This window comes from Microvirga flavescens (assembly GCF_003290125.1).
Lineage (GTDB): Bacteria > Pseudomonadota > Alphaproteobacteria > Rhizobiales > Beijerinckiaceae > Microvirga > Microvirga flavescens.
Genome location: NZ_QMKH01000011.1, coordinates 22,663 through 42,794, shown reverse-complemented (window position 1 = coordinate 42,794; position 20,132 = coordinate 22,663). Strand labels below are relative to the sequence as shown.

General features: G+C 57.0%; 17 protein-coding genes. 16 read left to right on the top strand and 1 reads right to left on the bottom strand.

Annotated features, from left to right (window positions below; all coding sequences use genetic code 11):
* Window positions 1-75: 75 nt before the first annotated feature.
* Window positions 76-2,106, bottom strand: a complete 2,031-nt coding sequence (gspD, locus tag DQW91_RS15980) for a type II secretion system secretin GspD (RefSeq protein ID WP_157961484.1) — start codon at window positions 2,104-2,106, stop codon at window positions 76-78.
* Window positions 2,107-2,609: 503 nt separating this feature from the next.
* On the opposite strand from gspD, the gene DQW91_RS15975 reads away from it, so the two are divergent.
* The 16 genes from DQW91_RS15975 (at window position 2,610) to DQW91_RS15910 (ending at window position 20,084) form a co-directional block, all read left to right on the top strand.
* The gene (locus DQW91_RS15975; protein ID WP_198411891.1) at window positions 2,610-8,192 is read left to right on the top strand and encodes an FG-GAP-like repeat-containing protein; all 5,583 of its coding nucleotides are present in this window, start codon (window positions 2,610-2,612) and stop codon (window positions 8,190-8,192) included.
* Between the two features lie 37 nt (window positions 8,193-8,229).
* Window positions 8,230-8,970, top strand: coding sequence for a hypothetical protein (locus tag DQW91_RS15970; protein ID WP_112664650.1), 741 nt, complete (start codon window positions 8,230-8,232; stop codon window positions 8,968-8,970).
* 656 nt (window positions 8,971-9,626) lie between these two features.
* Window positions 9,627-9,851 carry a hypothetical protein gene (locus DQW91_RS16720; protein WP_157961482.1) on the top strand — a complete coding sequence of 75 codons (225 nt, stop codon included), beginning with the start codon at window positions 9,627-9,629 and terminating at the stop codon, window positions 9,849-9,851.
* A gap of 174 nt (window positions 9,852-10,025) precedes the next feature.
* Window positions 10,026-10,724: an RHS repeat-associated core domain-containing protein gene (locus tag DQW91_RS15965; RefSeq protein WP_157961483.1), complete on the top strand. Its 699-nt coding sequence runs from the start codon at window positions 10,026-10,028 to the stop codon at window positions 10,722-10,724.
* Window positions 10,725-10,797: 73 nt separating this feature from the next.
* Complete coding sequence (locus tag DQW91_RS15960; RefSeq protein WP_112664648.1) at window positions 10,798-11,241, top strand: Imm50 family immunity protein; 444 nt, start codon at window positions 10,798-10,800, stop codon at window positions 11,239-11,241.
* Window positions 11,242-11,884: 643 nt separating this feature from the next.
* Window positions 11,885-12,472, top strand: a complete 588-nt coding sequence (locus DQW91_RS15955; protein WP_112664647.1) for a hypothetical protein — start codon at window positions 11,885-11,887, stop codon at window positions 12,470-12,472.
* Window positions 12,473-12,491: 19 nt separating this feature from the next.
* Window positions 12,492-12,716 carry a hypothetical protein gene (locus tag DQW91_RS16715; RefSeq protein ID WP_157961482.1) on the top strand — a complete coding sequence of 75 codons (225 nt, stop codon included), beginning with the start codon at window positions 12,492-12,494 and terminating at the stop codon, window positions 12,714-12,716.
* Window positions 12,717-12,890: 174 nt separating this feature from the next.
* Window positions 12,891-13,868, top strand: coding sequence for a glycohydrolase toxin TNT-related protein (locus tag DQW91_RS15950; protein WP_112664646.1), 978 nt, complete (start codon window positions 12,891-12,893; stop codon window positions 13,866-13,868).
* A gap of 320 nt (window positions 13,869-14,188) precedes the next feature.
* Window positions 14,189-15,985, top strand: a complete 1,797-nt coding sequence (locus DQW91_RS15940) for an RHS repeat domain-containing protein (protein ID WP_112664645.1) — start codon at window positions 14,189-14,191, stop codon at window positions 15,983-15,985.
* Window positions 15,979-16,365, top strand: a complete 387-nt coding sequence (locus tag DQW91_RS15935) for a hypothetical protein (protein WP_112664644.1) — start codon at window positions 15,979-15,981, stop codon at window positions 16,363-16,365. The genes DQW91_RS15940 and DQW91_RS15935 overlap by 7 nt, the downstream gene beginning before the upstream one ends.
* Before the next feature lie 191 nt (window positions 16,366-16,556).
* On the top strand, window positions 16,557-16,871 hold the full coding sequence (locus DQW91_RS15930) for a hypothetical protein (RefSeq protein WP_112664643.1): 315 nt from the start codon (window positions 16,557-16,559) through the stop codon (window positions 16,869-16,871).
* A 143-nt stretch (window positions 16,872-17,014) separates the two neighbouring features.
* Complete coding sequence (locus tag DQW91_RS16710) at window positions 17,015-17,362, top strand: hypothetical protein (protein ID WP_157961481.1); 348 nt, start codon at window positions 17,015-17,017, stop codon at window positions 17,360-17,362.
* 103 nt (window positions 17,363-17,465) lie between these two features.
* Window positions 17,466-18,767 (top strand): RHS repeat-associated core domain-containing protein, encoded by a 1,302-nt coding sequence (locus tag DQW91_RS15925; protein ID WP_198411890.1) that lies wholly within the window; start codon window positions 17,466-17,468, stop codon window positions 18,765-18,767.
* On the top strand, window positions 18,764-19,099 hold the full coding sequence (locus DQW91_RS16705; RefSeq protein ID WP_157961480.1) for a hypothetical protein: 336 nt from the start codon (window positions 18,764-18,766) through the stop codon (window positions 19,097-19,099). The genes DQW91_RS15925 and DQW91_RS16705 overlap by 4 nt, the downstream gene beginning before the upstream one ends.
* A 218-nt stretch (window positions 19,100-19,317) precedes the next feature.
* The gene (locus DQW91_RS15915; protein ID WP_112664640.1) at window positions 19,318-19,734 is read left to right on the top strand and encodes a DUF4279 domain-containing protein; all 417 of its coding nucleotides are present in this window, start codon (window positions 19,318-19,320) and stop codon (window positions 19,732-19,734) included.
* A gap of 29 nt (window positions 19,735-19,763) precedes the next feature.
* Window positions 19,764-20,084: a hypothetical protein gene (locus DQW91_RS15910; protein ID WP_112664639.1), complete on the top strand. Its 321-nt coding sequence runs from the start codon at window positions 19,764-19,766 to the stop codon at window positions 20,082-20,084.
* Window positions 20,085-20,132: the final 48 nt, after the last annotated feature.

Genomic DNA, 20,132 nt, shown 5'->3' with positions numbered 1-20,132 from the left:
TCCCAAGCTGGGAACGCTTCGTGACTGCTGCAGTAATTGTACTGAGGGTATGCCTAGCGTTTGAGAGTCAGGCGACTAGGGCTTTATGTTTGCGATTCCTCTCATGCCTGCTTTAATTTCCTCGGTGACACGATAGAGATCATCGCGATTGGCGATCACGGTTGGCCTGATGATCACCAAGAGCTCCGTCTTCCTTTGGTCGCGGACAGCGTTACTGGTGAAGGCGGCTCCGAGAATTGGAATGTCTTTCAGAAGCGGGATGCCGTCTTTACCGGTCTGACGATTCGATGAGATGAGGCCCCCAAGAACAATTTCTGCGCCGCTTTGCACCGCGACAGAACTATTGATCTTCCGTTGCCTGATCGTCGGAGAATCGATGTTGGAGGTGGATGTGGGAACCACGTCACTAACCTCTTGAGAGATATCGAGCATCACGAGGCCGCTTGCATTCACGCGGGGGGTAACCGTCAGGATGATGCCCGTATCCTTCAACTCGATATCATTGACGACAGGGGCTTCTGGGTTCGTTACGCTGCGAGCGGCCCGCGTCGCGATCGGGACTTGGTCCCCTACCTTTAGAGTTGCTGTCTCGTTATCGAGAACTGTGAGCGCCGGCGACGAGATGACTTCTAAATTGGTAACCTTCTCGAGCGCATTCACAACAAGACGTCCCTGCGGTACGTTGAAGACGTAGTTGAAGCCCGCGAGAGTTGAGGATGGATTTGATACCCCGTCGTTCAACGAAACGCCGTGTAAACCCTGTTGGAAATACCAGCGGACGCCGTAACGCAACGCGTCATTGAGCCCTACTTCAGCGATTGTTGCTTCGATTAGGACTTGCGTCGGAAGGACATCGAGCCGACGGATCGCCGATTCGATAAGGGCATATGTTTCGGGGCGCGCCATGACGACAAGGGAATTGGTGGAGGTATCAGCGCGTACCTGGACACCCTGCAGCGGATGGTCTCCCTCCTGCGCCCCCTGACCAGGAGCGACATTTAGGGCAGCAGGCTCTATCTTTGCAGCGCCGCTGGCGCCTATGGCGTTTCTTGAGGGAGAGGTTGAGTCGGCATTGGAGGAAGCGTCCCCTTGTCCGAGAAGCATTCCACTAAGGATCTTGGCTATATCGGCGGCACGGCGGTTCTGGATCTGGAATACTCGGACCTGCCTGCTGTCGCTATCGGATTGGTCGAGATTCTGAATCCAAGTTCTGGCACGTTCAAGCGACGCTGAAGACCTCGTCATCAATAGAATTGCGTTCATCCTTTGAATCGGAAGCGCTCGAAAGGCACCGTCGTTACCCGCGCCGAACATCTGGACGACTTCCGTCGCTACCGCCCCAGCATTCGCGTCCTTCAGCGGCATAAGCGCGAAGGACATGCCTAGCATCCGGTCCACATCAAGCGTTCCCAAAAGCTGAACGAGTGGATCGAGATCCGTCGGGGCGCCGGAGAGAATAAGATACCGCCCTTCGACGTTGGATACGATTTCCGTCCCACTCGATGCCAACGGTTGAAGTGCCGCACGCGCTTGCTCTGCGTTCAAGAAACGCAAGGGCATAATACGGATATTCTCTCCAACCGGTCCCCGGTCTCCGCCATTGCTTCGCCCGGCGACACGGAATGCACCGTCGGCTTTCGTCAATGCCGCTCCATGGAGATGGAGGACATTGCGGACCAGGGATACGGCGGCTTGGCGCGTTACGGCGTCAGTCGTTCGAACTGTTACGCGCCCTGTAAGGGCGGGGTCGACAATGACGTTCTCCTTCAGAACATCATCGAAGACGAGACGCACGAAATCTTGAAGATCGGCATTCACGAAGTTCAGGCTAACTTTCGATCCGTTCTCCGTGATCTGAACCGGCTCGCTGGCCTGTTCGCCACTTCCCGTAGCTTCTCGCCCGAGATCCGTGTAGCCTGTCCTACGGTCAACTTCCTTGGCGACAATTGGGCCATCATTGCCGCGCTCAGGGCGCCCTGAGGTCAGGAATGATGCTTGAGGACCCAGCAAGCTGTAACGGGAACTCTCTCCTTCGGGTGAGGGAGACATGCACCCTGACAGGACGATCGCTCCGGCAAAGGCTGCGAAGCCAATTACGCCATTCATGATGCACCTCAAGACAGTCCAATCTACTCCCCTTAGTCCGTGATGTTCGGGCGGGTGAGGGCGCCACTTCATCCACAGGTAGCACCGGATGCGCCATCGTTGTGCACGTAATGGTTGTGGATAAAGATAATAACATCGCAAAAAATCAACTAACAGTTGTCCAGCTGGTGCATCTAGGAACACGAACCTAGCAATGTCCGAGTCTGAGCGTGAATTTGTTTCCTGTTTCCAGCTGCCGTTCCCGGCCCGTTCGGGTGGGAATGGCCTTCCTGCTCGCAGCTTTCGTTAGCCTTCCGCCAACGACAGTGGCCCTCGCGGAGGCAGCAGGTTCTCCAGCCCCGCTTGCCGCCAACTCTTCCAGGGTAATGAGTGTGGGGACTCAAGGCGGCACGAGCACGCCTGCCACTACGACAGCATCACCCTCAACCTCTTCGGACGTTAAAGCCAGCCGGAGCGGCGCGGACACTTCGGTCGATTCGGGCGGTAAATCCGGTGCCGCTTTGGTGGAGAAGAATTCTTCCCCTGCCGCACCGGGAGCGAAGACAACCGGAGCAACGCCCTCCAGCAACGCCGCTCCCGCCACAAAGACCAAGGGAGCTGGCCTAACGGCAGGCGCGGACAGTACGCCCGAAGCCGCGAAGGGCGAAGTGGACGACAAGGCTGCATTACTTCCCGATGCTCCCTATAGCGGCAGCTATACGCATTCGATTGCCATCCAGGTTCCCGGCTTTCGGGGGTTGGAACCCAATCTGCGTCTCACGTACGATTCGGGGCGCGGGTTAAGAGGCGGTGGGACGCTTGCCGGTTTTCTGGGGACCGGCTGGTCTCTCGACGGCGTATCCAGCATCGTTCGTGTCTCTCAGGGCCGCGGTACGCCGAACTTCGACGGTGCCGACGTCTTTCTGTTGGACGGGGAAGAGCTCGTCCCATGTCCGATCAATTCAACAGCGCCGAGCTGTGCGAGCGGGGGCAATTACGTCTCCAAGGTCGAGAGTTACCGGCGCTTCTCCTACTCGGTCGCGGACAGGCAATGGAAGGTCACAGCGCGGGACGGCACCGTCTATCTCTACAAGGCCTCCGGCGTGGTGAACCCGAGCCTCTCGGGGGACGCCAACCTTCAGGATCGATATAACTTCCTTCTCACCTCCGCGACGGACCGGCACGGTAACGTCGTCCAATATACCTATGCCTGTCCGTCCGGAGCCGTCTGCTATCCATCGAAGATCGCGTATAACAGGACCGACATCATCTTCTATCGCGAGGCACTGCCAACCAGCGCGATGACGATAGCCAATGGCGGCAACGATCTCGGGCAGATCACATTCCGGCTCAAGACGATTCTCGTACGCACGGGTGGCAAGCCTGTGCGGGCCTACAAGCTCACCCATGAGGCTTCACCGATAACCGGCTCCGGCCGGCTCACGAAAGTGCAGGAATTCGGCAAGAACGTCACCCTCGACGCCGGCACCGTGGTTGACGGTTCGCGATTGCCGGCGACCGCGTTCACCTATTCGTCCGACGCGATCGGGTTCCAGGAGGCATCGGGGGAGAAGATCCCGGTGGACTATACGAGCCACGTGGTTCTTGACCTGAACGGTGACCAACGCAGCGATGTCGTCGGTTATTTCTGCAAATCGGACCTCTGCCACTTTGTTCATTCGACGGATCCGATAAACGCCGCCACCGCGACCGATTGGAAGAAAGCGCCGGCACAATCCGATATCGCCAAGGGGCATACCCTTACGGGAGATCGCTGGCTCACAGGCGATTTTCTCGGCGATGGCAAACAGCAGTTGATGCGGATCATCTCCTGGAGTGATGAGAAGTGCTCCAAAGATGGAGGGTGCACGACGGAGGTGGGAACACAAGCCACCCTCTACCGGTGGAGCGTCGCCGGGGTGGAGATGATTCTAGGGGAGCATTGGTTCAGCCTGCCGATCGGTGATCTTGCCAACAAGGCGATAGCGGGTGATTTCAACGGCGACGGCAAGACGGAACTCTTCTTCGATCACTTACTCGTCCCGGCAGGTGTCGAAGGTCGTTACATCGTAGGGCCGCTCCCCGCTTGCGGCGGACTCTTCAACTATCAGACCCAGACCGGCGACTTTAACGGTGACGGCAAGACCGACCTCGTCTGCCACAGCGCGGACGTGTCGCTCGGCACGTCCGTGGCGATCCTCCTGCGGGACGAGGCCACTGGCCGCTTCCAGGCGCAGGAGGCGTTGAAGATCAACGCCGAGGCGGATGTCGCGACGGAGATCATGGTCGGGGACCTGAACGGCGACGGCAAGAGCGACCTCGTTCTCCTGAACAAGGATTTCTTTACGGCCCGTGTTCTGTTGTCCAACGGCAGCCGGCTCATCAACGGTCCGCGCCTCCAGCTTACGTTTGCAGTCCAAGGCGCCCTCGTGGGCGATCTCGAAGGTGATGGCCGTTCCGATATTTTCATTCCCTCGAGCTGGGTCAATGTGGCCGGCAAGGTCATCCGCTACAAAGGCGCCACGCTCGTTCAGGAAACTCTGCCGAACGTGACCGGCAGCAATGTCGTCGCGCGGGTCGGCGATTTCGATGGGGACGGCAAGACGGACTTTTTTACGGATAAAGTCTGGACCTCTTCCGGAAAGCCGCAGGACCTTCTCACCAAGGTCAAGAATGCCTGGGGCGGCATCACGGATATCGCCTACGAACCTTCCACGACAACGCCCAACACCCGCTTGCCGTTCGTTCTGCAGCGGGTTTCGTCGATCAAGCGGGACGACGGGCGCGGCAATATCACGAAGACCGGGTTCTCCTATTCCGGAGGCCTCTACGACTATGCGCACCGTCGTTTCTTCGGCTTCAAGAACGTCGCAATGAAGCTGCCCTGCATCGCTGGCGAGACAGCATGCCCGGTGCGGACTTACGAATTCCGGCAGGATGTCGCCTCGGCGGGCAAGATCGAGAAACTCACCGTCTCGGCCGGCCCGATCTCGGGCACCAGTACGCTGCGCGTCCTCGACGAGGAATGGACCGTCAATACGGCGACCATTCCTTATTGGTCGCGCAACACCGCCACGACGACGACGGACACGCTGGTGGGCGGCACCCGCACGAAGAAGGTCAAGCGCACCTTCGATGGCTACGGCAATCGAACGTCCCTGACGGAATACGGGACCGGCGCCAACCGCACCACGCGCTGGGGCTTCTATCCGAACAAGGCTTCCTACATCGTCAACCGGCCTGGCATCGAGCGCGTCTATAACGGCACGGCGGATACGCCGGATCCCGACAATGAGATCGCCCGCACTCTCTTCTATTACGACGGCCAGACCAGCAGCTACGGCACGCCTCCCGTGCGGGGCGACGTGACCTGGACCCGCCGCTGGCTGAAGGAGAAGAATACCTTTGTCGGCCGCACGGCGAGCTACGACCGCTATGGCAACCGGATCAAGACCACGGATGAGATCGGCCGAGAAACCGTCACCACCTACGATCCGACCTATCGCATCTTTCCCGTCCAGGCGGTCACGGGAGGGGTGACGGTTCAAACCTCCATCTGGGATGTCCAGTGCGGCAAGCCGACGAGCACGACCGACCTGACGGGCCTTGCCACGACCCTGACCTACGACGCCCTCTGCCGTCCTGCTTCGGTGACCAAGCCCGGCGGCGAGACGACGCGCTGGACGTATAACAGCCTCGGCGATCCCGACCTGCAGCACATCGATACGATCACGCCGCTCGACGGCGGCACCATCACCGCCGCCTCCTACCGGGACGGGTTCGGGCGGGTCTGGCGCACGGCGCGCAGCGCGCCCGGCGGACGCATCCTGGTCGATCTCGACTACAACCCGCGTGGAGAGCAGCAGAGCCGGACGCTGCCCTATGACGAGGGCACTTCACGCTACCTGACGAAGTTCGATTATGACGGCCTCGACCGGCCGGTGAAGGTTACGCGGCCTGACGCTACGGCGGTGACGAGCGCCTACAAGGCCAGTCCCGTCAGCTTCGACATGGTCGAAACCCGTGACGAACTCGGCCGCATCGCGCGCGTGCACCGGGATGTCGATGGCCGCACGGTGCGGGCCGACCGGCCCTATACCGGCGGGGACTTCCTGACGACCACGATGACTTACGACCGGCTCGGGCGCCTGACGTCGGTTACGGATCCGCGCGGCAGCCCTTGGTTCTACGCCTACGACACCCTTGGGCGGCGCACCGCGGTCAAGGATCCCGACCGGGGCACATGGATCTATGTCTACAACGACGCCGGCGAGTTGGTGGAGCAGACCGATGGGCGGGGAGAGAAGACCGCTTTCGTCTATGACGCTCTCGGACGCCTGACCACCAAGACAGTGCGGGTGGGCACGACGCGGCCCGAGGTGACCACGAGCACCTATGGCGAAGCGGGGAGCGGCGCCAATGGCGGCAAGCTGGTGTCGCTGTCGAACGCGGCGGCGACGATCCGCTACGGCTATGACGGCAACGGGCGGCGGACCACGGACACCTACGAGATCAAGAAGGCGGATGGCAGCATCGCGGAAAAGCATGTGCTGGTCACCGGCTACGAGCCGGGCGGACGGGTGAAGCGGCGGGAATGGGCGCTCGCGGGCGCCACGTCCGGCCGTCTGGAGAACTGGAGCTACGACGCAGCCGGACGCCTGACGGCGATCCCGGGCCAGATCGCGTCGATCACCTATGACGCGAGCGACCGTCCGCTGGTGTCGTCCTACGCCAACGGCACGGCGATGCGGCGGAGTTACGATGCGAGGCGCGGGTGGCTGACGCAGCTCTCCGGGCCGGGGCTCGACCTGACGTATGAGCGAGATCTCGCCGGGCGGATCGGGGTGATCCGCAGCCCGTCCGGCGCGGAGAGCTTCACCTTCACCTACAACCCGTCTGATTGGCTGTTGTCGTCGACGCGGGGCGGGGAGCGGCAGAACTTCGTCTACGACGTGGCGGGGAACATGGTGGCGCAATCCGGCCCGACGCCGATGGGCGCGGCCTTCCCCTCGCCGGGCTCGCCGCACCCGCATGCGCCGTTGACGGTCAACGGCGAGACGCAGTTCTACGACAACAACGGCAACCTGCTCGGCGGGGGCGGGCGGAATATCATCTGGGACGGGGAGAACCGTCCGATCGAGATCCGGGCGGGGGGCATCGTCGCGTTCGTGTATGGCCCGGACGGGGCGCGGCTGAAGAAGACGGTGAAGACCGACTCGTCGGATGTGGGGCGCACGACGCTGTTCCTGGGTCCGGACTTCGAGCGGGCGCCGGGTCCGGCGGCGACGCCGGAGCGGGGTCAGTGGACGCTCTATCCGCATCCCGACATCCGCCTGCAGCCCGGCGCCGGCGGCGAGAGCGCGGTGGTCCACCGCGACCACCTGTCGAGCCCGCGTCGCCTGACGAGGGCGCTCAGTGGCGCGCCGCTCGCCGCCACGATCCACCGGGCCTTCGGCGAGAAGATCGTGGTCTCCGGCGCGGCGGCGCTCGACACGCACGGCTATATCGGCGAACGCGAGGACGCCGAGCTCGGCCTCGTCTACCTCAACGCCCGCGTCTACGACCCTAAGACGGGCCGCTTCCTCTCACCGGACAGCCTCGATCCGACCCTGCCGGGCGTCGGGACGAATAGGTATGCGTATGCGTCTAACAACCCAATCAATCGCCTCGATCCGAGCGGCAATGCCTCGGACGACAGCTCTGACTATGGTGCTGGCGGTGACATCAATGACGGGCACCAGAGCACGACGGATGTAGCGCGCGACTATGAAGGCAAGAATCCGAGCCCTGCTGGCAGATCAGAGGGTGGAGACTGGTCAAAGGAGGATGAGGCCTTTGCTACACATGGTGTAGGAGCTTTTGTTGGAAAAGTGCCGGGGGGCAACCTGAAGACACCGAGCTTAGCAGCGTCCACCGAGGAGCTTGATGTTGATGAGACGGGCAGCACAAAATCGCCTACAGTCAAATGCGCGGACTGCGGAAAACCAATCGGTGGCGTAATTAAAAACCCAACTGGCTCAGGCTTCATATGTGAGGATTGTGCATTAAAAACATATGATATTGATATTAGAAAAGCGAAGGATCGAGATCGCTTTATAGGTAACTGAGGAATTTCAGGGATTAGCAGGCCTTGGGACGAGCAATATGTTAGAAGACTTAAGTTACGAAGTGCATACAGGGAATGAGCTGGGATTAATGCGGGAACGGCGAAAGCCTTTATCCGTTTTCTCCAAAGTTGTCTTTGAAGGGGATAGCGGCGAATGCGAGCAAGGATTTTCAGAGTTCGTGCAAGCCGGTACATTCGTTACCCACGAGATGTTCGATCTTTGGGATGAGCCTGCTATTATTCATGGTAAGGTTGCTGTGGGTTACCGGATTCGTTTGTATGCATTAAAGGACGAAGCATGGCGAATTCCAGCCTACTTGCTTCTCAGAAAAGTTTCGGAAAAATGCCGCTGGAATGAGGCTCTTGAGCGGCAAGAGGGTGCGCTTTTAGGTTATACGGAAACCCAAGTCGACGAGTGGTTGGACAGACATTATAAAAAGAATGCGGGCTGGGCATGTTTTACTGTCTATGCATTAGTGGAGGAACACGTTTTAGAAGGCATAATTGAGCTTGGGCGACGAGCATTTCCGAAAAATTTCTTGCAAAGCGCCCATTTAGCTATCGTCAATCAAGTGCCAGCTCGTTCTGTTTTTGAAGAGGCAGAGTTGTTGCAAAATGAATCTCAAAAAATAATTCGATTTGGCGTAACGAAAGACTTTTTTTTGGACAGTTTAGAGCGTCTTCCGTTGGAAAGAGGCTCGCTCCTCTCACCACTCAGTCAGGTTGGTACCCGCGAACTGAACGAGGCGCTTGTTACGCTCATCGAGATTCGAGAATGATAAGGACTACTGTTAACTGTACGATTCGCTGCGTCGAACGCGGCGGCGACGATCCGCTACGGCTATGACGGCAACGGGCGGCGGATCACGGACACCTACGAGATCAAGCAGACCGATGGCAGCATCGCGGAAAAGCATGTGCTGATCACCGGCTACGAGCCGTGCGGGCGAGCGAAGCGGCGGGAATGGGCGCTCGCGGGCGACACGTTTGGCCGTCTGGAGAACTGGAGCTACGACGCAGCCGGACGCCTGTCCACAAAACAGAGGACCTCATTTTAACTACGGCGATGGGCATTATGACTACTGATGTAAAAATGACTTATTGCGACGACATCGCAATTGATTCAGAATCGCCTCTTCCTCTGAAGGACGAAAATTTCGGGTTAACACCGAAAAATATCGAGTCTTACTTTCTCGAAGAAAACTTATGCCATTAATTACAAAGAAAATTTAGATCAATGCTTGGAGAAATTTAACGCTTCATTGCTCCGTGATTTGAAACTCGCAAGGGAGCCTGAAACCTTTATCTGATACGTTCCTACCATCATCTGGGACGGGGAGAGCCGTCCGATCGAGATCCGGGCAGGGGGCATCGTCGCGTTCGTGTATGGCCCGGATTGGATAGGCTCGGGAATAATTATGGATGGAAATAAGAAATGACAAAGCTTAATAATGAAGTAGTTTGTTGTTTTTGTGGTCATGGTATAGTAGAGAATTTATCTGAACCACTCGTTATGCGAGTAGGGGGGAAATTTTATATCTCAGATTATGATAAAGAGCGTCAGATGCTTTTTTGTCATATAGAGTGTCTTGAAACTAAATTGCATAAAAGCATTGTTTTTTTGCCATCAATATTTCATGATGATGATGGTATCAGTTAATATAATTCTTATTGCATGAGATATATAAAGAGATTTTCGTAAATAACGTTGATCGCAAATGTTATCGCGCTCATGCCCGAAATTTGTACTTAGGGGAGCATAGGCGGGGGGCAGTGGACGCTCTATCCGCACCCCGACATCCGCCTGCAGCCCGGCGCCGGCGGCGAGAGCGCGGTGGTTCACCGCGACCACCTGTCGAGCCCGCGCCGCCTGACGAGGGCGGTCAGTGGCACGCCGCTCGCCGCCACGATCCACTGGGCCTTCGGCGAGAGGATCGTGGTCTCCGGCGCGGCGGCGCTCGACACGCACGGCTATATCGGCGAACGCGAAGACGCCGAGCTCGGCCTCGTCTACCTCAACGCCCGCGTCTACGACCCCAAGATGGGACGTTTCCTCTCGCCCGACAGCCTCGATCCGAGCGGCAATGCCTCGGACGACAGCTCTGACTATGGTGCTAGCGGGGATATCAATGACGGGCACCAGAGCACGACAGATATAACGCGGGATTACGACGCTGCCGAGGCGCGCGGTGACGTCAGCCCCGCAAAAGGCCCCGAAGGCGGCGATTGGTCAACAGAGCAGTTCGAATTCGCCACAAGCGGATCCATCTGGGGTGGTGTCTATGGACGGATCACCGGGATTGCTCCCCCGCCTGGCGCCACACTTGGCCCTGAGGTGGCATGCGGCACAGCGAGATACCAGCTGGGAGGAGGATTTGCGGTGGTCAGCACTAAAACCGTTCGGTTCTACGACTTTACAGGCTGGGCAGTACTTGATGTCGACATTCCTGGACATCACAACGCAGCAGAGATGCATTCTTGGGTAGGAGGTAAGAGAGGGGGCGACATAGGATTCACCGCTTGGGGCTGGTAGCGCTTAGTCACGTGGCATATAGTACATATCAAAGAATTTTTTCATTTTCGAATGCTCTATGTAGAGGCTTAAAATGGAGGATTTACAGTCGATTGAGGGTTGGGTCGACCTATTGAATTGGTTCGGTTACACCCCATCGTTTCACGACGCTGAAATCTTGAGTCTTCATCTTGAGCGCGGCGGATTAAGTACTCTTAAAGTCTACACGTGGAACGTTACGCGGGATGTTGATAAAAAAGGTTACGGTATTCACGACCGGCATGTTGTCGTAACCTTCACGATGGAGGATATTCTAGATCTCCATCTTGAGGGCTTCAGCTCGCAGAATGTGATCGGTAATCTAGAGTTACGCCGATTGCATCTAGACGCTCCAACTTTTGGCATGCAATGGCTTCGACCAACTCAACCGCCCTCAAAAAGCGCCTATGAGTTAAGCATTCAACCCTGTTTTGGTCTTTCGGGCTCTATACAAGCTCGCCGTGTCAGCATTTCACTCGCACCCGGTAAACTGATCTGATTTTCAGTCATAGATGGAGAGGTAGGAAGGTCACTGAGCTGAGAAACAGCTCGCTATCCTCTCCTGCATCCCAAGGGCCTTTGGCGACAAGATCTGGTCACCGACGCGGCGGCGACGATCCGCTACGGCTATGACGGCAACGGGCGGCGGATCACGGACACCTACGAGATCAAGAAGGCCGATGGCAGCATCGCGGAAAAACACGTGCTGATCACCGGCTACGAGCCGGGCGGGCGGGTGAAACGGCGGGAATGTTCGCTCGCGGGCGGGCCAGCCTTCACAGTAGACAGAGATACTCTGGGGGGCTGTGCAAATGAGGGGACTCGTTCCATGAGTGATGTTGATGTTTCTGTTCGATGGTTAAGCAATCAAAAGCGATATAGGGTGCCTTTGCTTTCGACAGTTGCAAGGTTTCCGCATCAACCATACTCGGACTGGCGAAAAGAGGCGTGGAGTGTCGTACTTAGCTTCAATGAAGCGCCCTTATTATCCGAATCGGTTTCGATCGGCAGAGCAAAGTTTCTCTCCCCAGACGCCCCTCACGACTGGCTAAAAAAATGCGAGTTCAAACTCTTGGACGGGGATCGTGAGATCGCGGAGGTGAAGGCTCTGTAGTTGCTGGTCCTACGCCAACGGCACGGCGATGCGGCGGAGTTACGATGCGAGGCGGGGGTGGCTGACGCAGCTCTCCGGGCCGGGGCTCGATCTGACGTATGAGCGAGATCTCGCCGGGCGGATCGGGGTGATCCGCAGCCCGTCCGGTGCGGAGAGCTTCACCTTCACCTACAACCCATCTGATTGGCTGTTGTCGTCGACGCGGGGCGGGGAGCGGCAGAACTTCGTCTACGACGTGGCGGGGAACATGGTGGCGCAGTCCGGTCCGACGCCGATGGGCGCGGCCTTCCCCTCGCCGGGCTCGCCGCACCCGCATGCGCCGTTGACGGTCAACGGCGAGACGCAGTTCTACGACAACAACGGCAACCTGCTCGGCGGGGGCGGGCGGAATATCATCTGGGACGGGGAGAACCGCCCGATCGAGATCCGGGCGGGCGGCATCGTGGCGTTCGTGTATGGCCCTGACGGGGCGCGGCTGAAGAAGACGGTGAAGACCGACTCGTCGGATGTGGGGCGCACGACGCTGTTCCTGGGTCCGGACTTCGAGCGGGCGCCGGGTCCGGCGGCGACGCCGGATCGGGGTCAGTGGACGCTCTACCGCATCCCGCGGGAATAATTATGGATGGAAATAAGAAATGACGAAGCTTAATAATGAAGTAGTTTGTTGTTTTTGTGGTCATGGTATAGTAGAGAATTTATCCGAACCACTCGTTATGCGAGTAGGGGGGAAATTTTATATTTCAGATTATGATAAAGAGCGTCAGATGCTTTTTTGCCATATAGAGTGTCTTGAAACTAAATTGCATAAAAGTATTGTTTTTTTGCCATCAATATTTCATGATGATGATGGTATCAGTTAATATAATTCTTATTTCATGAGATATATAAAGAGATTTTCGTAAATAACGTTGATCGCAAATGTTATCGCGCTCATGCCCGAAATTTGTACTTAGGGGAGCATAGGCGGGGGGCAGTGGACGCTCTATCCGCACCCCGACATCCGCCTGCAGCCCGGCGCCGGCGGCGAGAGCGCGGTGGTTCACCGCGACCACCTGTCGAGCCCGCGCCGCCTGACGCGAGCGGTTGGCGGCACACCGCTCGCCGCGACGATCCACCGGGCCTTCGGCGAGAAGATCGTGGTCTCCGGCGCTGCGGCGCTCGACACGCACGGCTATATCGGCGAACGCGAGGACGCGGAACTCGGCCTCGTCTACCTCAACGCCCGCGTCTACGACCCGAAGACGGGCCGCTTCCTCTCCCCGGACAGTCTCGATCCGACCCTGCCGGGCGTCGGGACGAATAGGTATGCGTATTCGCTGAACGATCCGGTGAATAAGAAAGACCCGAGTGGGAATAGCGCCAATGCCACGAAAAGCGACGGTGATGAATCTGCCGGTAAGGCAAAGCGGGATTTTGAGGCGATTGGCCTCGAAGATCAGGACAAGAGCACAGAGGAACTTGAGCCTGAGGAGGAGAGGATAGTCGTTGCGCAGGCTGGTCCCATGGTCAGGCCTTCGATGCCGTTCAATTCGATGCGCGGACGGGCAACAGGAAACTTCGGGCGTGCTTTAGGCCCTTATTCACCTCAGTTTCCGCAGCTTGCGCCTTCAGGACGCCCACTGAATCTCGGTCCGACAGTTATCGGGCCGCCGAGAAATCAGGGTACGGTGCCTAACCTGCCAGCTGTGAGTTTGCAGGATGGCTACCCCCCTAACGCCGGGTTTGTAGCAACCCCGTCTTGGATTGATTTACAACCAGGCGCACGTATTGACAGGTATGGCGCGCCCTCCGGCACATTCATGTCACCCGCTGGAACTTCGTTTTCGGCTCGCAGCCTGCCGGGTCTGCCTGAAGACAGGATTTACAGCGAATACGAAGTTGCAAAGCCATTCCCAGTTCGCGCAGGTCCTGTTGCCCCAGCATATGGACAGCCAGGAGGTGGTACCCAATATCAAAGCCTTGTGCCTGTTCAGGATTTGGTAAGAGGGGGCTTTTTGAAGGAGATGAAATAATGAACCTGAGCGATATCCTCAATTTGAGAAGTTCTATAAAATACCCGCACACGATCAGAGTTCTGTCCGAGGCTTATGGCGCTGATGATGCCTTTTGCATTATATATGAAGACACAGGTATCTGGAGAGTTTATTATGTAGAAAGAGGAATAAAAAGTTTCCAGAAAGAGTTTAAAGCTGAGTCTGAGGCGTGCGAATATTTATATAAGCTTATTTCGGAATATGGCCTTTTAAACCGGTAACCTTGATTGACCTGAAAGTGATTCGCCTTTGAGGGAGAACAGGGACGGCCATTTGCTCGTGATGCATAGCGATGCCTTTTGCTTAGGGCAAGGCTGACAAGATGCTGCTCACTCTCGGTTTCGTTTCGACACGGCTACGAAACCGGCCCGTTTGGCCGTCTGGAGAACTGGAGCTACGACGCAGCCGGACGCCTGACGGCGATCCCGGGCCAGATCGGGTCGATCACCTATGACGCGAGCGACCGTCCGCTGGTGTCGTCTTATGCCAACGGCACGGCGATGCGGCGGAGTTACGATGCGAGGCGCGGGTGGCTGACGCAGCTCTCCGGGCCGGGGCTCGACCTGACGTATGAGCGAGATCTCGCCGGGCGGATCGGGGTGATCCGCAGCCCGTCCGGTGCGGAGAGCTTCACCTTCACCTACAACCCGTCTGATTGGCTGTTGTCGTCGACGCGGGGCGGGGAGCGGCAGAACTTCGTCTACGACGTGGCGGGGAACATGGTGGCGCAGTCCGGGCCGACGCCGATGGGCGCGGCCTTCCCCTCGCCGTTGTCGCCGCACCCGCATGCGCCGTTGACGGTCAACGGCGAGACGCAGTTCTACGACAACAACGGCAACCTGCTTGGCGGGGGCGGGCGGAATATCATCTGGGACGGGGAGAACCGTCCGATCGAGATCCGGGCGGGCGGCATCGTGGCGTTCGTGTATGGCCCGGACGGGGCGCGGCTGAAGAAGACGGTGAAGACCGACTCATCGGATGTGGGGCGCACGACGCTGTTCCTGGGTCCGGACTTCGAGCGGGCGCCGGGTCCGGCGGCGACGCCGGATCGGGGTCAGTGGACGCTCTATCCGCATCCCGACATCCGCCTGCAGCCCGGCGCCGGCGGCGAGAGCGCGGTGGTCCACCGCGACCACCTCGCAAGCCCGCGCCGCCTGACGAGGGCGGTTGGCGGCACGCCGCTCGCCGCGACGATCCACCGGGCCTTCGGGGAGAAGATCGTGGTCTCCGGCGCGACGGCGCTCGACACGCACGGCTATATCGGCGAACGCGAAGACGCCGAACTCGGCCTCGTCTACCTCAACGCCCGCGTCTACGACCCGAAGACGGGCCGCTTCCTCTCCCCGGATAGCCTCGATCCGACCCTGCCGGGCGTCGGGACGAACCGGTATGCGTATGCTTCTAACAATCCAATAAACCGGATGGATCCGACAGGGCAGGCAGACGCAGGCGAAACGCAAATAGATGCTAAAACTGGTAGGGAGTTAGAGCGCGATGAAAAAGCGGAGGGCGCGACAGCAGGGCCAGAAGGAGAAGTTCGCAACCGTGAAGACACTGATCCTGCAGAAATTGTCACTGAGCAAAGTTTGGCAAAAAACCCTATGGTGGAGCGAGCAGGCGTTAAACCAGACGACGAAAAGACATTCCACGCATATACTGTCGATAAGGTCATTTGGGATCCTCAACTGGGGAAGCCCTCGACGGCCTCGAGACGTAGCGTTTTTGAAGCGCTGAGAAATGGGAATTTTGCGCCCGGTTTGAGCCCCGGTATCCGTGCAGACACTGGAGTAGTCTCGACACCCGCCATATTTGGCGTTACTGTTGGCCCAGTATTAACAATTGTTGATGTGAAGAATTTTACAATTACCAATTTAACTCTTGACGCACATCGGCTTGCACCAGGTGGAGTAAGTCTGCAAGTTGTTGTTAGTGACGGAGTTACTTCTGTTAGGACGGTGGGAGTAGGGAACGGTATTGCTGGCTCAGCAAATAATGCATTGGCATCGTCAACTTCGAATGCTGTTGTTGATAGTGCGCAAACTTCACTCTATGGAGGTACTGTTTGGGGTTATGATGCGAAAAGGGGGAAATGGTGAAACTAATTACGCTTACATTGGCGGTTGTTTCGATTTTCAAGTTTGGGGCCGTGTACGCCGTAGTGCTTCATCCTTTTATAGCGTTATGGTTAGTGCTGGTGTTGATGATCCCACAAATTGCATCGTCTGTGTTTTGGGCCGCATCAAACGCGTTACTGGCCGCGTTCGTACACTTTGCAGTGGCTCTCCCCTTGTGGCGCATTACGCTGCTTGGCGGATTTAAATCGTACACTTTGGCTGGTTATCAGTTAGTGCAGAATTATGAGGCGACACGGTATGGGTGGTGCCTTTTAGCTTTTGTGGCACTGGTAGATTTTATATTTTTCTTCATCACCCACACGATATTGGGATTTTTACTTACCAATAAGGATAGAGATTAATCCTTCGACACAATCGGAAGCTCGATATCAAAATTTGATACTGCCGTTGGAAGGCTTACGGCAGTCCCTGGTCCCACACCTACGACACCCTGGGGCGGCGCACCGCGGTCACTGTGCGCGGAGGTGTTTCGTTCCAAGACCGGGCGTTGACGCTTAATGATGTGGCAATTGAAGGCCCGGGAGTGAGAAGTTTGCGCGACAATCTTGGGACGGTAAAGTCGGTAGCTGATCAGGTCAGGACTGATTTGAGAACCCAGTTCCAGTGGGATGGACCCATGAAAGGTACGGCGATCCGCGAGGGGAGCAAATCCCAACCGCGCAATGGAATGGAATTTCAGATGAGCTTCTTAACAAAAGACTTCAGACCTATCCCAGTCTGGTGGGAGAGGTTGATGCTTCGGTTGCTTTTTGCCTTCCAGATCATCTCCAGGCGCGACGTCGAGTGGCTGTTGACGGTGCTGAAGAACCTGGGCTACAGCCACGCCTTCGCGATACGGTCTTTGTAATTTAAAGGACTTTCCTTCGCCGATGCAGAAGGAGTGGTCTTCAGTAGCAGAACATGGAGAGCCGAAAGCGTTGATTTGAAGCATTCGACTGAACTGCTTAGGAAATTTCTGAATGACAGCGAAGAATAGATCCGCTTATAAGTATGGAAACCAAGGCATTGAAAATTGGTACCTTAAAGATACTTTCTATATTCTTGACTGGAATAGCAACGATATCTGTTTCTGCAGAGGAAATTTTCGGAAAAGAATTGATATTTGCGTCAGAATTCTTGGCTATTAGAGCGGCTTTGCCGGAGATGGAGAGGAATAACATAAAGGATATAGAAGGATATGGATTTTTTGTAGTGGAGCGAGAAAACGAAATTTCTGTGACGATAGGGGATCCAAATTCCCCAGAGAGCTGTAGAGGGCAGTGCGGCCCAAAAGTATCTTTTACCGTGCGGCTTAGTAAAAAAGATCTTCGCGTTTTGGGTTCAAATTTTAATCGTTGATTGGTTGTGTAATTTGACTTTAGTTTATTAGATTTTGCGCGTGATTTATTGGTGAAGACCGTAACACCGCAGCGCGCCGTTGTCGCCGCACCCGCATGCGCCGTTGACGGTCAACGGCGAGACGCAGTTCTACGACAACAACGGCAACCTGCTTGGCGGGGGCGGGCGGAATATCATCTGGGACGGGGAGAACCGTCCGATCGAGATCCGGGCGGGCGGCATCGTTGCGTTCGTGTATGGCCCTGACGGGGCGCGGCTGAAGAAGACGGTGAAGACCGACTCGTCGGATGTGGGGCGCACGACGCTGTTCCTGGGTCCGGACTTCGAGCGGGCGCCGGGTCCGACGGCGACGCCGGATCGGGGTCAATGGACGCTCTATCCGCATCCCGACATCCGCCTGCAGCCCGGTGCCGGCGGCGAGAGCGCGGTGGTCCACCGCGACCACCTCGCAAGCCCGCGCCGCCTGACGAGGGCGGTCAGTGGCACGCCGCTCGCCGCGACGATCCACCGGGCCTTCGGCGAGAAGATCGTGGTCTCCGGCGCGGCGGCGCTCGACACGCACGGCTATATCGGCGAACGCGAAGACGCCGAGCTCGGCCTCGTCTACCTCAACGCCCGCGTCTACGACCCAAAGACGGGCCGCTTCCTCTCCCCGGACAGCCTCGACCCGACCCTGCCGGGCGTCGGGACGAACCGGTATGCGTATTCGCTCAATGATCCCATCAACTTGAGGGATCCGGGCGGAAACGAGGCGAACCTACCGGGCGAGAGCCCCTCCGACGCTACCCGCGATTACGAGGCGGCGGTGGCTAACAACGATCCTGGCCTTGCGAGTCAGCTTGCTGGGAATAATGAATGGTCCGCAACGCAAGAGCATATCTTCAACGAAATCAATGCGGTTGCTCAGGCGTGGTGGGCCGGGGCAGCCCTACCGACGCTGCACCAAAATCCAGTACCTGGAGCAACAGCTGCTATTCCTCCAGGCGTTGTACAGCCAGGAGGATTTGGATTCTCTTCTATGAACCTTGCAGCAATGGCTGCATTGGAAATCTACAATGCCAAGTCGATTATGTTTAATATTGAATTCGGTGGGCTCTTTTACGAGCAAAAAGGTAAGTATGGTTACACCGCTGTTAGTGGGACGATCGACACTTTGGACCCGAACCCCGCGAGAAATCCCGCTGGCACTACTATGACGGGGGATTGGCACACACACGGCGCCGAGAAGGCAACTCATTCCGTGAATGTGTTCTCCCCTCAAGACATTGAGGGCGCCCACCAGCTACGTGGCATTTCTGGGTATGCTGGATACACATCTTATCTTGGAACACCATCAGCCGGTTACCTGACTTACGAGCCGGGCTCAGGTAAACCTTTCTCAGGACGTTATGGGAACCTAAAATGATCAGGATCACGCTTCTCTGTATGGCATTGCTGACTGCATCTGCCCATGCGGAACCGCGTTCAAGTCTCAAAATAAGCTCGCTTCAGTGGTCAGCTATTCGAGCCGCAGAGGCAGAGGCCTTAAGATTTGACCCGCAGCTAATTGAAGATATGAAATATTATGAAGTTTGGGTTTATGATGAGGGGGATAATATAGAGGTTATTTTCACAGATAGCGGCGCTTTTGCTGCAAGAACATTGAGGCCCGGTAAGAAAATGGCGAAACATTTTGGATTCGCAGTTCTTTTAAGGAAGGATGGATTGACGGTTGTGCATTCTGCATTGCAACTCTAAACTAGGAAAATATTTCCGGCGCCGGGTTTATTTTTTGCAGCAGTAACCACGAGCACCTATGGCGAAGCGGGAAGCGGCGCGAATGGCGGCAAGCTGGTGTCGCTGTCGAACGCGGCGGCGACGATCCGCTACGGCTATGACGGCAACGGGCGGCGGACCACGGACACCTACGAGATCAAGCGGGCGGATGGCAACATTGCGGAAAAGCGTTAGAAAAAATGACACCCCATTGCATGCGAATTGACTTCGTTGTCAGAGCGGACGACGTGTCCCCTGATGAGATAACGTCTATCATTGGGCTGCAACCAACGAGCATCAGTCGTAAGGGCGCCCCGCGCCCACAAGGAGGCATTCCGCGAGTGAATCTTTGGGTGCTTAGTGCGCCAGAAGAGGATGTTCCCGATGCAAATCTTGAGAATCAATGGGCGAGGCTGGCACCTCTTCTCGAGTCGAGAGTTGAAGTCATCAAGGCTTTAAAACACCAAGTTCAGCTCGAGATCATTGTAAAAAAGCAATTCGATTTTCCTAAACTCATGCTTCCTCAATCGATGCTGGCGCTTTGCTATAGAATGGGCGTCGAAATCAAGATCGCATTATACGATCTTGGAGACGACCCTTCTGAAGGCGAGTTATAGATTTTTCACTGGACCTAAGGCGCTGCGGGTTGGCTTTCTGCACCTTCACCTACACCCCGTCTGATTGGCTGTTGTCGTCGACGCGGGGCGGGGAGCGGCAGAACTTCGTCTACGACGTGGCGGGGAACATGGTGGCGCAGTCCGGCCCGACGCCGATGGGCGCGGCCTTCCCCTCGCCGTTGTCGCCGCACCCGCATGCACCGTTGACGGTCAACGGCGAGACGCAGTTCTACGACAACAACGGCAACCTGCTTGGCGGGAGCGGGCGGAATATCATCTGGGACGGGGAGAACCGCCCGATCGAGATCCGGGACTCGCCGTGCCTTCTTGTTGAAAAGTCACAACTTTAGGTTTTGTTATACGATACCATTAACTACGGTTGTAGCGAAGCCTGCATT